The 14,724-nt window shown below is 31.5% G+C and carries 8 protein-coding genes; 5 read left to right on the top strand and 3 right to left on the bottom strand.

Annotated features, from left to right (window positions below; genetic code table 11):
• Positions 1 to 135: 135 nt before the first annotated feature.
• The 3 genes from FUA26_RS13820 to FUA26_RS13810 form a co-directional block, all read right to left on the bottom strand.
• Positions 136 to 1,662, bottom strand: a complete 1,527-nt coding sequence (locus tag FUA26_RS13820; RefSeq protein ID WP_246109144.1) for an OmpA family protein — start codon at positions 1,660 to 1,662, stop codon at positions 136 to 138.
• Between the two features lie 148 nt (positions 1,663 to 1,810).
• Complete coding sequence (locus FUA26_RS13815; RefSeq protein WP_147137349.1) at positions 1,811 to 4,246, bottom strand: ribonuclease HII; 2,436 nt, start codon at positions 4,244 to 4,246, stop codon at positions 1,811 to 1,813.
• A gap of 60 nt (positions 4,247 to 4,306) precedes the next feature.
• Positions 4,307 to 4,906 (bottom strand): ribonuclease HII, encoded by a 600-nt coding sequence (locus tag FUA26_RS13810; RefSeq protein WP_147137346.1) that lies wholly within the window; start codon positions 4,904 to 4,906, stop codon positions 4,307 to 4,309.
• Between the two features lie 478 nt (positions 4,907 to 5,384).
• On the opposite strand from FUA26_RS13810, the gene FUA26_RS13805 reads away from it, so the two are divergent.
• The 5 genes from FUA26_RS13805 to FUA26_RS13785 all read left to right on the top strand — a co-directional run bounded on the left by FUA26_RS13805 (position 5,385) and on the right by FUA26_RS13785 (position 14,719).
• The gene (locus FUA26_RS13805) at positions 5,385 to 8,753 is read left to right on the top strand and encodes a SusC/RagA family TonB-linked outer membrane protein (RefSeq protein ID WP_147137344.1); all 3,369 of its coding nucleotides are present in this window, start codon (positions 5,385 to 5,387) and stop codon (positions 8,751 to 8,753) included.
• An 11-nt stretch (positions 8,754 to 8,764) separates the two neighbouring features.
• A complete protein-coding gene (locus tag FUA26_RS13800; RefSeq protein ID WP_147137341.1) occupies positions 8,765 to 10,261 on the top strand; it encodes a RagB/SusD family nutrient uptake outer membrane protein in 1,497 nt (498 codons plus the stop codon).
• A 16-nt stretch (positions 10,262 to 10,277) separates the two neighbouring features.
• Complete coding sequence (locus FUA26_RS13795) at positions 10,278 to 11,129, top strand: substrate import-associated zinc metallohydrolase lipoprotein (RefSeq protein WP_147137338.1); 852 nt, start codon at positions 10,278 to 10,280, stop codon at positions 11,127 to 11,129.
• Between the two features lie 5 nt (positions 11,130 to 11,134).
• The gene (locus tag FUA26_RS13790; RefSeq protein WP_147137335.1) at positions 11,135 to 12,517 is read left to right on the top strand and encodes a DUF4302 domain-containing protein; all 1,383 of its coding nucleotides are present in this window, start codon (positions 11,135 to 11,137) and stop codon (positions 12,515 to 12,517) included.
• A 174-nt stretch (positions 12,518 to 12,691) separates the two neighbouring features.
• Positions 12,692 to 14,719 (top strand): putative porin, encoded by a 2,028-nt coding sequence (locus tag FUA26_RS13785; RefSeq protein ID WP_246109143.1) that lies wholly within the window; start codon positions 12,692 to 12,694, stop codon positions 14,717 to 14,719.
• The last annotated feature ends 5 nt before the right edge of the window (positions 14,720 to 14,724 follow it).

The following is a 14,724-nucleotide window of genomic DNA, read 5'->3' as shown; positions in this document are numbered from 1 at the left end:
CAATAGTATTAAAAGTTAATTACAAAGTTTGTTTTTTATATATTATTTAGCAAAAAAATAGAGCGCCAAAACAAGAAGTTTTGGCGCTCAAGATTTGAGGACTTCGGGTAAATCTACCAAATCGTACCCTTACTTTTATATTTTTACAAACTCTACGCGTCTGTTTTTTGCTTTGCCATTTGCAGTATTATTGTCTGCTACGGGTTCTGTTTCTCCTTTGCCTTGGGTTGATAGCCTGTTTTCTGAAATTTTATAAACATTAACTAACGCATTTTTTACGGCTTCGGCTCTTGCTTTTGATAATTTTAAGTTACTGTCATTGCTTCCATCAGTATCTGTATGGCCAATAATATTAAGTTTTATGTTTTGGTCTTGATTTAAAACTTGAGAAATTTGACGAATTATTCCAAATGACTGTGGTTTAATGGTTGCTAAACCAGAATCAAACAATATGCCGTTGGTTGAAACTTTGCCCTCAGCCATTAATTGTCTTCTTAAATCAATACCACCTTCGGCTATTTTTAAATTACTAATAAAAATGTGTTCTTCACCTTCGGCAGTACCTCTTAATTCAAATTTTAAAAATGCAATGTTTGTGTTATATATTAATTGTGGTATATCAATATACTTGGTTTGGTTAACCCACAAACGAAAGCGTTTTTTATTAACGGCAATAGAAATATGTGGATTGTTTAAAACTTTATTTCTTAAATCTGCAGTAACAGTTACGTTAATGCGTTGGTTTGAACCGTTATTGTTATCTACATCAATACCAAAGGCTGAATATTGCCCAAAAGGTATAGCGGCTTTTGCATAATTGTTACCGTAGCTAAAGCCTTGGTTGTCATCAAAAATAATATTAAGTTTTGCTGTTGAAGATGTATTATTGCTTAAACCTTCTGTAAATAAATCAAACTCAATGGTGTATTCTTCAGGTAATTTATTGTCTATTAAAGGCATAAAATAAATGCCGTACCCCGATTTAAATTCAAACCACTTTCCGTTGGCTTTACTTAGTTTAACAACTTCGCCAGAGCCGTTAGTGTTCCATTTACTTGGGAAATCACCAATGAAATCTTGCGAAAAATCATCAAAATATATTAGTTCATCTCCAGGAACAAAGTCAAACTTACTATAAATTTCAAGGTTATCAGATGCGTTTGTGCTTTCAGGTTTTGTACTAGTTGTTGTGCTTTCAGGTTTTATACTAGTTGTTGTGCTTTTAGTGTTTTGGTTTTGTGGTTGTTTGGTTGTGTTGTTTTCAGAATTAGTATTGGTTTCTTCTTCTTGTTCTTGTTCTTGTTCTTCGCCTTTACGCTGCCCTAACAATAATTCTTTAGCTGTTTTTATACTGTATTTTAATGCTTTTTTTGCCTTGTTTATTTGAAGCGTTGCTTTACCTTGTTTTAAAACGCTAGCGCCATCAATGTCACTTAAAATATCTGGAGCACTAGCGCTAAGTACATCTAAATCTTCAAGCGCCTCTTCTAAGGTATCAATATCATCGTCATCTAAAGGAGTACCAGCTTGTGCATAACCATCGTATTTATATACTTTATCATAAATATCAAATGATTCTCTAACAAAGTTGTCTACATTAGTTAAGCCAACGGTGCTTTTAGGTCTTTTCAGTTGTTTGGTTTGAGAGTAAACAGATTGCATACTAAGTACAATAAAACAACCTATTATACTTAAGGTGAACTTTTGAAACATGTTAGTTTGTGATGTAATTAATAGCAGGCTAAAGATAGAGATTAGTTTTGTATAAGCAAATAGTTTCTCACAATAAAAAAATAGATGTGTTTTTGGTTTAGTTTATTTGATATATAATAATGGAGTTAGTATCTCCTTTAGTTACAAATTCTAAAGGCGCATCTTTATCAATGTTACTTAAAGTAATTTTAGAGTTTCCGTAAACAGGAAAGTTGGGTAATATTTTAGATTGGCTATCAAACATATATACTTTATGTGATTGTGTATCTGTAACTGTAACATAAATTTTATCATTTATATAAAAAATTTGTGGCGCGGTATAGTTGCCAAAATCTAGTTCAGTAGTTTTATTTTTAATGTTTAGCTTGTTTTCAGTTAGTGTAACTAGTGTTTTGCTTGTGGTTGCTAAATAGTGTTTTTCGTTTAAATTAAGGTTTTGTATGCCTACATTACCATTGGTTTTTACGTTAAGTAAATTACCTGTGTTTGTGGTAGTTGTAAATGTGTTTTTATATAAAAATACGGGTTGGTTTGAATATAAGTTATTTGTTTTTGGTGTAACTCTATGTTTGCCAGTTCGGTCTAAAATATAAAGTTTGTTTTGCGTTTTAAAGCTTATGTAGTCTTTACTACCAATTCTAAAATGTTCAGGTTGATTTATTATAGGGCCATTAGCAGCTTTAAATGTAAAACCATTTACTATTTGAGCTTTTACATTGTACATTAAAATGTTTTTACCTTGGGTTACTAATAGCCTGTAGTTTTTCTTTTTATCATAATCAAAAACAGATAATGGTTGGGTAATAGCCTCATTAAATTTCATAGGGAATGGTGCTACATTATTACCATTTCTATCAATTACATACACATTATTTGGTGTTGAAAAGCATAGTTGTAATCGGCCGTTTTTGTAAATATCAATTTGGTTTATAGTACCTAAAACAGGACCACTTAATTGTTTTTTCCAAAGAATTTTTCCTTTGTTAGAAATTAAATATAAGTTGTTATTAACATCTTGCACTACAATTTCTTTCTCTTTTGTTATGTGGTTGGTTACAAACTGTGGTGTGTTTAAAATAGCTTTTTCTAGTGTAATATTAAGTTCTTCAGAAACTGTATTTTGTGTAGCATTTGTTTTATTCTTTTTTATAACACCGTTAACGTGAGCAAAATTGGTGTCATAAATAAATTGAAGCGCCGTAGCCTTATAATCATTTAAATTTAAATTAGTAGTACCCGTTAAATTACTACTTAAAATGCTATTGAATGCATGTGAGTTGTAAACCATAAGCATTGAAGCTTCATCACTTAAATGTGTTTTTATGTTGTTAAAGTAGTCACGGTCATTTATAGTAGTTTTATTTTGGTAACTAGCTATAATGTTATGAAGCATTTCTTTAGTTTCAGCAAATACAAAAAAGGTATCTATAACGCAATACACATTGGCTTTGTTAAAAGATACAAAAGGGTGTAAGTGCTTTGTAAATAGTAGGGAATCATCAAAATCAAATATGGTAACTTCACGATAAGTTTCAACTTCTTTTTTATTGTTACTTAAAGCATCTTTGGTAGCAATATTATCAATAGAATTTAAAACAATAGCTTGGTTTTCGCCTTCGTAAATTATACCAAATTCAATAATATCTTTAAGTAAGTTAGCAGATGCGTATGTGGAGTCTTTTTTGTTGTATTTTGTTAAATTAGTTTCAAAAGTTTTAAAATCATTAAAAGTAACACTCATGAAACCATCACTATTTGCTGGCGCAATGGTTTGAATTTTGTTTTCTTGCGCAATAGTACCTTTAAAAATATTAATTGTACTTTTTAATGAATCTGTAGCTTTTGCTATACCATTAATAATAATTTCATTTTGGCTAGCATCAACATCAAAAGCTAAGTAGTTAGTAAATGTTTTTAAGTTTAGTTTGGGTTCTAAAGAAAAGTGATTAACAAAGGTTGTATCTGCTTTTAAAATTACTGAGCATGTTTTGTTATCACTTAAAGTGCTGTAAACTTTCTTTAAATTAGTGTTGGTTTTAAAAGTATTAAAAACAGCATCAATAATAGGTTTTGATGATGATGCAAAAAGAACACTATCAATTACTGTACTGTAAAATACGTTATTGTTTAAAGTAGATTTTACAATGGTTTTATTTTTATACGTTAATGTTTCTTTGGTGTAATTTTTTAAAGAATCGGTTTTAAATAACGTAGAATCTTGTTTGGTTATAAAACTGTATTGTATGCTGTCATTTTTATCTTTTGAAAAACAAATTAAAGCAGTGTTGTTGGGTTTTAAAACAGATGTGTTTTTTAAGGTTTCTTCTAAACTTAAATAGGTTTTACTTTTTGAAAGTGTTTTTAAGAAATGATTATTGTTAATTGTATTTTTAAGACTTTCAAAATTTGAAGTTTTAATTATTATATCACTGTTTTTTGGTGCAAAATCAATAAGTTCAGTACGTTTTTTTGTTGGGTTTGAGCAATTAAATAAGGTTAGTACTGCAATAAATATTATAGCGTAGGGTTTCATGAACAAATTAATTTTATGTAAAGATAAAAACTTGAAATAAAAAGGTGTTTTAAAATCTGTTTATAAATTTAAAGAGAGTTGATCTGGCAATAATTTAAACGATTTTCGGTGGTGCTTAGTAATACCATGTTTTTTTATAGCAGCTCTGTGCTCTTTGGTTGGGTAGCCTTTGTTTTTTTTCCAATTATACATGGGAAATTCTTCATGAATTTTGTCCATATATAAATCACGGTATGTTTTAGCTAAAACAGAAGCTGCTGCTATGCTAAGGTATTTACTATCGCCTTTAATTATGGTTTTATGCGGAATGCTTTTGTAAGGTTTAAATTTATTTCCATCAACAATAATAAATTCGGGTGTAATTTTAAGATTGCTTATGGCGTTATGCATGCCCAAAATAGAAGCATTCAATATATTAATATGGTCTATTTCTGTTTCAAAAATATGGGCAACGCCAAATGATAATGCATCACTTTCAATAATTGGTTTTAAAAGCATGCGTTTTTTTTCACTGAGTTGTTTTGAATCTGTTAAAATTTTATTACTAAATTCTTCTGGTAAAATAACAGCAGCAGCAGTAACAGGTCCTGCAAGGCAACCTCGGCCAGCCTCATCAGTACCACATTCAAACGAAAAATTAGAATAATTTTTTAATAACATATAATATTGGTTTAAGCAAAGCTATAAAACTTTAAAAACTAAAGTGTTATGCGCGCATTGTAATTGTGTAGATTCTGGTGGTTTTAGTTTAATTTTGAATAATTGATATTTTTAAAGGTTTTTATTAAGCATTTTACATTATTTTTTAGCTTAAATAAAGAATAATTCAAAATAAAAACCTGTTTTTTAGCAGTTTTTTTTATGTTTTTTGTGTTTTTGCTTGGTTATTAATTATAATATTGTGATGTTTGCAACCGACTAACTCAATATAAATATTCTTGTTTAATATTTAAAAGAAAGCCAGCTTTATGTTGGCTTTCTTTTTTTTTGTTTCTAATCTACATATTGTTATAATTTACATGTGAAAATTGCTAAATGATTAATAATTGGGGTTATTTCTTTATTTTATGTTACAAATTTTGTTCTTTGAATGAAATATGCTGATATTTACAATTGACTAATTCAAATTATTAATTTTATGAAATTAAACTACGCGTATTTGGTAGCACTTTTTCTCATGCTATCATTTCAAGTGTCCAGTGCGCAAAATGGACAGGTTAATGGAACAATTATTGACTCGGGCGGCGTTCCTCTAGATGGAGTTACCGTTATTGTGCAAGGAACTTCACGAGGTGTTGTTTCAGATTTTGATGGAAATTATGCCATTAATGCAAAAAAAGGCGAGGTGTTAAAGTTTAGTTACATTGGTATGAAAACCCAACTTGTTACTGTTGGTGCTACTAATGTTATAAACGTAACACTAATTGAAGATTTAGAAGGTTTAGATGCCGTTGTAATTACTGGGTATCAAAATGTAAAGCGTGAGCTTTTTACAGGAGCCTCTCAAACAATTAAAGCTAAAGATGTTAAATTAGATGGTGTTGCTGATATTTCTAGGGCTTTAGAAGGTAGAGCAGCAGGTGTAAGTGTACAAAATGTTACAGGTACTTTTGGTGCCGCCCCTAGAATTACAATTAGAGGATCGTCATCTATTTTAGGTGATACTAAACCTATTTGGATTATTGACGGCGTAATACAAGAAGAAATTGTAAATCTCTCTGTTTCTGATTTAGTGTCAGGTGATCCTAACACGCTTTTAAGTTCAGCTGTAGCTGGTTTGAATGCAGCCGATATTGAAAGTTTTGAAATTTTAAGAGATGCTTCAGCAACGGCTTTGTATGGTGCTAGAGCTTTAAATGGCGTTGTGGTTATAACTACAAAATCTGGTAGAAAAAACCAAAAACCTACATTCAATTATGCTGCAGAATATGCAGTAAGAGATATTCCAAGATATTCAAATTTCGATTTGTTAAATTCACAAGAAACCGTATCGGTATACCGTGAAATGGAATCAAAAGGGTTTTTAAATTTGCCATCTTCGTTTCAAGGCAGGTATGGTGGCATATACAATATAATGTATAGAGCTATTAATAATTTCAATGAAACTACAGGTGAATATGAGCTAGAAAATACACCAGAAGCAAAAGCTAAGTTTTTACAACAATATGAATTAGCTAATACAGATTGGTTTAAAACCTTATTTAGAGCAACTCCAACACAAACCCATACTTTAAGTTTTTCTAGCGGAAGCGAAAACTCAACATCATACGCCTCATTAGGTTATTATACGGATGCAGGTTGGACGGTTGCAGATCGTGTAAGAAGAATTACAGGTAACCTAAGAAATACATTTTTTCTTTTTGATGATAAATTAAAACTAACAACACAGTTACAAGGTTCTGTTAGAAATCAATTGGCTCCAGGAACATTATCAAGAGAAGAAGATACTTTTTTCGGGTCGTTCACAAGAGATTTTGATATCAATCCATTTAGCTACGCAATTAATACAAGTAGAGCTTTACGCCCAAGAGATAATAATGGTAATTTAGAATATTCAAGGTACAACTGGGCGCCATTTAATATTATAAATGAGTTAGATAATAACTCTTTAGAGTTGAATGTAAATGATATAAAAATGCAATTGCAAGCAGATTATCAAATTAACGATAAGCTTAAATATACACACTTAAGTTCTGCACGTTATGTAACGTCTGTTGGTGAGCAAGGAGCAACCGAAAACTCAAATGTAGCAGCAGCTTACAGGGCAGATGAAACTACCATTGTACAAGATGCTAATACATTTTTGTTTACAGACCCAGATGAGCCTAACTCAAGACCAAAAGTAGTATTACCTGTTGGAGGTATTTTAACAAATACTAAAAATACACTTGTAACATATACCTTTAGAAATACTTTAGATTATACAACAAGATTTAAAGATGATTTACATGGGTTACGTTTATATGCAGGGCAAGAATACAGGCATACAGATAGGTCTAGCAGCTCAAATACGGGCTACGGCTATCAATTTGATAGAGGAGGCACTGTTTTTACAGATCCTGATATCTTAAAAAAGGTAATTTTAGAAGGGAACGATTATTTTTCATCACAAGAAACAAGACAACGTGAAGTATCACTATTTGCTAACGTAACATATGATTTTGATAAGAAATACGTTTTAAACGTTTCAGGAAATTACGAAGGCTCTAATAGAGCAGGTAAATCATCAGATTCAAGATGGTTGCCAACATACTCTATTGGAGGAAAATGGAATATTGATAAAGAGGATTTTATTCAAAATTCAAATGTAATTTCTAGTATGGCATTCCGCCCAAGTTACGGGCTAGTTGGGTTATTAGCTGATAATGCAACCAATAATCTAGCAGTTTTTAGAAACCAAGTAACAGACAGATTGAACCCTGATGACAGAGAAAACTTTATAAATATTGAAGATTTACAAAATAGCGAATTAACCTATGAAAAAACCCTAGAGTTGAACCTTGGATTAGATTTAGGCCTTTTCAATAACCGCATTACTATGAATTTTGATGCTTACTTTAGAAGAGGTAAAGATTTAATAGACTTAATTAGAACAACGGGTATTGGTGGTGAAGAGTTAAAACTTGGTAACAATTCTGAAATGACAACAAACGGTATAGAGTTTCAGCTTAACACCGTTAATATTGATAACGATAATTTCTCTTGGAGAACAAGTTTCAATATTTCGCACTTCAATCAAGAAATTACAGATTTAAAACAAGAAACAAATGTTTTTGATTTAATTACAGGAACGGGTAGAGGTAATGCTGTTGGTTTTCCAAAAGGTGCTTTGTTTTCATATGAATTTCAGGGCTTAAATGAGTTTGGTTTACCTCAGTTTTTAACCGATCAGGAAGATTATGACCCTGCAGACCCGTTTGCATTAATTGATTTTCAAGATACTGATGATGTATTAGATTACCTTGTTTATGAAGGCCCAACAGAACCAAACTTAACAGGAGGTATAGCTAATAATTTCAAATATAAAAACTGGGATTTAAGCTTTTTCGTTTCGTTCTCTGCAGGTAATAAAGTGAGGTTAACACCTAGCTTTAAATCGCAATACACAGATTTAGATGTGTTTCCAAGAGAGTTTGTAAATAGATGGATTGCTCCTGGTGATGAAAACATTACTAATGTACCTGTAATTGCATCGCAATCTTTACTACAAGCCTATGGAGATACAGACTTAAGGCAGTTATATAACGCCTATAACTACTCTACAGAGCGTGTTGCTGATGGTGGTTTTGTGCGTATGAAAAACATAACATTAGGTTACTCATTAGATAAGCAAACAGTACAAAAACTAGGTTTATCTTCTTTTAGAATGAGTTTACAAAGCACAAACCCATTCTTAATCTATTCAGATTCAAAATTAGGTGGTCAAGATCCTGAGTTTTTTAGGTCAGGTGGTGTAGCGTTACCAATTTCTAAGTTATATACGTTCTCACTTAATATTGGCTTTTAATAAAAAATACTATGAAAAATATTTATATAAGAAAAATACAGATACTTTTTGGCGTGTTGTTGCTTGTTTCATGTAGTGATATTCTTGATGAAACACCCGATAATAGAACAACTATTGATACGCCAGATAAAATAGCAGAACTATTAGTTGCTGCATACCCAGAAGCTGCATATGTGTCGTTTTTAGAACCAATGTCAGATAATGCCGGAGATAAAGGCTCTAGTGCAACTGTAGAGTTTAGAGTAAACGAAGAAATGTATTTCTGGAGAGATTTAAATGATATTGATACTGATACGCCAACAAATTACTGGAATGAAGCATACAAAGCTATTGCACAAGCAAATCAGGCTTTAGCTTCAATTGAAGAGCTTGGTGATGGTATTGAACTTAGTGCATTAAAAGGTGAAGCTTTATTATGTAGAGCTTACGCACATTACATGTTGGTTAATATTTTTTCTAAAGCTTTTAATCCGTCAACTTCAAGTTCAGATTTGGGTATTCCTTATGTATTAGAACCCGAAACTGTTTTGCTAGCAGATTATGAAAGAGGAACTGTGGCCGATGTATACGCTAATATTCAAAAAGATTTGGAAGAAGGCTTGCCATTAATTCAAGATAACTACGAAATAAAAGCCTTTCACTTTACAAAGAAGGCTGCTAGTGCTTTTGCTTCAAGATTTTATTTGACTGTAGGAGACTGGGAAAAAGTTATTGAGCATAGTAATATAGCTTTAGGCGATGGCAATACATTAGCTGTATTAAGAAACATAGCATCTTCAAGTAACTTAACTTTTAATGAGCAAGTAGCGCTTTATACATCATCAACAGTAGAGCCTGCTAATTTGTTACTGGTAACTGGTAGTTCACTGTATAACAGAATAGATGCAAGAGCACGATACCAAATGGCACCAAATATTGTAAACAACTTGTTTAATAGTGCCAATATTACCGGTAAAGGTTGGGCTTATAGTTTGTTTTTTAGAGGAGGAAGTGATAATAACTTCATTCCTAAATATCAAGAATATTTTAGAGTAACAAACCAGGCAGCAGGTATTGGTATTCCGTTTGTAACTTTTGTGTTATTCTCAACAGATGAAGCATTGCTTAACAGGGCAGAAGCCTATGCTATGTTAGGGCAGTATGAAAATGCAACAAACGATATTAATATGTCTTTAGCTGTAAAAACCGATGGATACAATCCAAGTACAGATACATTAACACCTGAAGATATAGCGGCAATATATCAAGGTGTTCCTACAGATTTGTACACACCGTTTTACACTATTTCAAATGAAGCTTTGCCGTTTGTTAGCGCAGTTTTAGATATTAAACAAACTGTTTTTTATAATGAAGGTTTAAGATGGTTTGATGTTAAAAGGCATAACATAGCTATAGAGCATTTAGATTTCTTTGGAAATAGTTATGAATTACCAAAAGGAGATAACCGAAGAGCAGTACAAATACCAGAAGCAGCTCAATCATTTGGTGTAGAAGCTAACCCTAGATAATATAAAAAAGAGAAGTATGAAAAACATTATAAAAATAATATACCTACAAGTACTTTTATTAGCAATAGTATCTTGTGGTAATTCTGATGCTGTTGGTGATAGTCAAATTGATACTGATCCACCAATACTAAACGATTTAGATCTTTGGTTAAGAGATAACTTTGTAGAGCCATACAATATTGAAGTACAATATAAATGGAATATTAACGAAACCGATATCGACAGATTTTTACATCCGCCATTTGAACAAAATGTAAAACCAATAGCCGAAGCTTTATTAAAAGCCTGGATAGAACCATACACAGCATTGGGCGGAGAAAACTTTATAAAAAACATAGCGCCAAGGCAGTTTACTTTATCAGGTGGTTTTAACTTTAATCCTAACAGTCCTACAATTACATTAGGCGTTGCAGAGGCAGGAAGTAAAATCACACTTTTTAATGTAGATTATCTAGATTTTTCTGATGTTGATATAATTAAACAACCATTAAAAACGGTGCAGCATGAGTATGCACATATTTTAAACCAAACGGTGCCTGTAGATCCTATTTATGGTCAAATAAACCCTGAAAATTATAATTCAAATTGGTTTAATAGATCTGATGAAGAAGCAAGAGAGTTGGGGTATATTACAGCATATGCATCAAGTCAAGAAAGTGAAGATTTTGTTGAAATGGTTTCCGAAATTCTAACTAACTCAAAAGAAGATTATGATGCCATTGTTGATGGTATAGCTAGTGAACAAGCTAGAGCAATTATTAGGTTTAAAGAATCTTTAGTAGTCGAGTATTACAAAGAAAACTTTAACATAGACCTGTATGAGTTACAAGCTTTAACTGAAGCAGCAACTTTAGAATTGATAAATTAAGAAATATGAAAAAAATTAATATAAAAAAGTACGGGTTGTTAATAGTGCTATTGTTAGCATTGTTTTCATGTAGTAATGATGACACAACCGAATTGTTTGATACTGCACCAGCAGAAAGGCTAGCACAAAGAAATTCAGAGCTATTAAACCTGCTTACATCGGAAAGCCAAGGTTATAAAGCAACATATTTTACTAAAAATGATGAGTTTGGTGGTTTCACATTTTACATGAAGTTTAATGAAAATGGAACAGTTGACATGACTTCAGATTTTAATAGTGAAACCGAAATTCAAACGTCATCATTTGATGTTAGATTTGGAACTACTAATGAGTTAATATTTACAACCCGAAACCACATACAGAAAGTAAGTGATCCTTTATTTGATGGCTTAATAGCTACGGGCTATAAAGGTACATCAGTATTTCAATATTTTAATTTTGAAGACGGTAAAATTATTTTCAAAGATGTTAGAAACAGAAATACATCTAGCCTAGTATTAGAACCAACAGGCTTTACCAATTTTGAAGCCGAAAGTGTACAAAAAGCTGAGGCTTCATTAGCACAAAGGCAAAATATATTACCAAAGCCAACATCATCAGTATTTCAAATACTAAGAATTGAAAATGGAGGAGGCGTTTCAAATTTTAATCTTAACTATGATTCTTTAAGGCATTATGCAAAACCAACACTTACATCTGATAGCGGAGAGGTAAGCGAGTTAGCTTTCGGGATGTTATTTACTGAAACAGGTTTAATATTAAGTCCAGCACTTGAGTTTGAGGGGCAAACCTATGAAGAATTCACGTATGATGTAGCTTCAAATAGCTACATATCTACTGTAAATGGTACCACAGCAACAATTCTATTCGCAGATTGGCCAGCTTACATTTCGCCTAATATTTTCAACATTGCCCAGTTAGATGGTGGAGCTCCTATTTTTCTTTACAGACCTTCTTTAGGAGCAAACAGTTTAACTTCTGTAGGACATGATGCTATTATTGATGGATTAAATGATTTTTTAGGAGGATTTGGAATTTCTGTGTTTGACTATATTTTCTTTTTTGATTTCGATGATAATGGTCAAATTTGCGAAGGTCAGTTCCGTCTTAGGTTTAATGGCTTCCCAGATTTAAACTACTGTTTTTCAGCGGCAACAATTAATGATGATAGAACATTTAATGTTACATTTCAAGGGCCGTTAGATCAGGATAGTTTAGATTTTCAATTCTTAGCACAAGATTTAATAGACTTTTTTAATAGCTCCAATGGTATGGTGGGCGAGCTACACGGTGGTTTCGAAACAGATTCGGCTAGATTTAGTAATCTATCAGTATCATTCGCTAGTTTAGATAGTCCAAACCTAAGGGTTTACGGTTTATTCTTTTAGTAGGTAGCGCATTTAAATAAATATTTAAAAAAACCACACTGATAATTTCTGTGTGGTTTTTTCTTTATTTAAAATAATTTAAGCCTCTTTCCGTTCAAATAATTACTTTTGCTGTTTAAAAAAATAAGCTAAAACAAAGCACAATTTATTTTTAATAAAACATAGAAAATAAACATGCCAAATATATATACAATTAAAACCAAGAAAATTATAGTTAAAACATTGTTGGTGTGTTTATTTATGGGTGTATCATTTAGTGTAAAAGCCCAAAATATTACAGAAGGTGGTAAAGTAAAGCCTCCAACTGTAACACAAGATTCGCTTCAAGAAACAAAACTTCAAAAAAGGCCTGTTTCAAAATCATCAAAAACAGATAAAGACGAAAAAGCTAAAATTCAAGATTATTCTATTATTTCAATAGAAAATGATACAACGTATGTAGATACTACGTTAACCATAAAAAAAGACTACAAGTTTAATTATTTGCGTAAAGATAATTTTGGTTTACTACCTTTTGGTAACTTGGGGCAAACTTATAATAGTTTAACTCATGATTTTCAAAGCACAAGTTTAATGCCTGGTTTTGGGGCAACAGCAAGACATTTTAATTATTGGGAAATTGAAGATGTTTTTTATTACCGTGTACCAACACCGTTAACTGAGCTTTTTTTTAAAACCGCTTTTGAGCAAGGGCAGTTAGTAGATTCCTTCATAACAATAAACACCACGCCACAATTTAATTTTTCAATAGCCTATAAAGGTTTACGCTCTTTGGGTAAATACCAAAATGCATTAACCAGTACAGGTAATTTTAGGTTTACTTCAAATTATCAAACTAAAAATAAAAGGTATAATATACGCGGCCACATAATTACACAAGATTTAATGAATCAAGAAAATGGTGGATTAGATAACGTTAGTACCGAAAATTTTATTGAAGGTGATGAGGAGTTCCTAGATCGTTCCATTCTAGAAGTAAATTTTGAAAATGCCGAAAGCATATTGGTAGGTAAGCGCATATATTTAGAGCATGATTATACTTTGATAAAAAAAGACTCATTATCTTCAAACGAAATAAAATTAGGCCACATTATGGCTTTTGAAGATAAATATTTTGAGTATGAACAATCTTCAGCTGTAAACAGTTTTTTTGGTGATGCCTTTGTAACATCAAATTTAAGAGATAAAGCAACACTAGAAAACTTCTATAATAAAGTATTTGTAAATTACAGCAATAAACTATTAGGTAGCCTACAATTTAACCTAAGCAATAACAATTACAATTACGGTTACAATAAAGTAGTGGTTTTAAATAATAATACCATTATTAATAGGTTAAAAGGAAATGTTTATGCCGCAGGAGGTAGTTATATAAAACAATATAAAGGTTTTGAACTCAATGGGCAATTTGGTTTAAACCTCTCAGGAGATTTTACCGGTAATTACATAAAAGCCAAAGCAACCTTCAATTTAAACGAAGATATTGCTGCATCAGCCTCATTAAATCACAGCTCAAAAGCACCAAATTACAATGCGTTGCTTTATCAAAGCGATTATAAAAACTATAATTGGCAAAATAGTTTTAATAATACCGAAACCCAGCAAATAGCATTTAACCTAAAATATAAAAACTGGGCAAACTTAACGGTAGATTTTAATACCATAACAGATTATGTATATTTCAAACAAGATGAAAATATACCAGTTAATGAAACAGCCCAATCCATAAGGCCATACCAAAACAATAGCACAATAACCTATTTTAGAGCAAAATTTCAAAATGAAATTAGGTTAGGTAAATTTGCACTAAACAATACAATAATGTATCAAAACGTGCAAGACGATAATAATACATTAAACGTACCCGAAATAAACACCCGTAACACGCTCTATTTTTCAAGCCATCTCTTTAAAAAAGCCATGTACCTGCAAACTGGTGTTACGCTAAACTATTTCACAAAATACTATATGAATGCATACAACCCGCTATTGGCAGAGTTTTATGTGCAAAACAATGAAGAAATTGGAGATTTCCCAAGGCTAGATTTTTTCATAAACGCAAAAATCCGTCAAACACGTCTCTTCCTAAAAGCAGAACATTTCAATTCAGCATTTACGGGCTACAATTATTTTTCGGCACCAAATAATCCATACAGAGATTTTACTGTGCGTTTCGGTGTTGTCTGGAATTTCTTTTTATAAAATTA

Origin of the sequence: Seonamhaeicola algicola, assembly GCF_007997385.1 — a bacterium.
Lineage (GTDB): Bacteria > Bacteroidota > Bacteroidia > Flavobacteriales > Flavobacteriaceae > Seonamhaeicola > Seonamhaeicola algicola.
This window is presented reverse-complemented; position numbering and strand designations above follow the sequence as displayed.

Coding starts and splice junctions, on each gene's coding strand:
- FUA26_RS13820 (WP_246109144.1), bottom strand. CDS start 1,662: ATGCAATCTGTTTACTCTCAAACCAAACAACTGAAAAGACCTAAAAGC.
- FUA26_RS13815 (WP_147137349.1), bottom strand. CDS start 4,246: ATGAAACCCTACGCTATAATATTTATTGCAGTACTAACCTTATTTAAT.
- FUA26_RS13810 (WP_147137346.1), bottom strand. CDS start 4,906: ATGTTATTAAAAAATTATTCTAATTTTTCGTTTGAATGTGGTACTGAT.
- FUA26_RS13805 (WP_147137344.1), top strand. CDS start 5,385: ATGAAATTAAACTACGCGTATTTGGTAGCACTTTTTCTCATGCTATCA.
- FUA26_RS13800 (WP_147137341.1), top strand. CDS start 8,765: ATGAAAAATATTTATATAAGAAAAATACAGATACTTTTTGGCGTGTTG.
- FUA26_RS13795 (WP_147137338.1), top strand. CDS start 10,278: ATGAAAAACATTATAAAAATAATATACCTACAAGTACTTTTATTAGCA.
- FUA26_RS13790 (WP_147137335.1), top strand. CDS start 11,135: ATGAAAAAAATTAATATAAAAAAGTACGGGTTGTTAATAGTGCTATTG.
- FUA26_RS13785 (WP_246109143.1), top strand. CDS start 12,692: ATGCCAAATATATATACAATTAAAACCAAGAAAATTATAGTTAAAACA.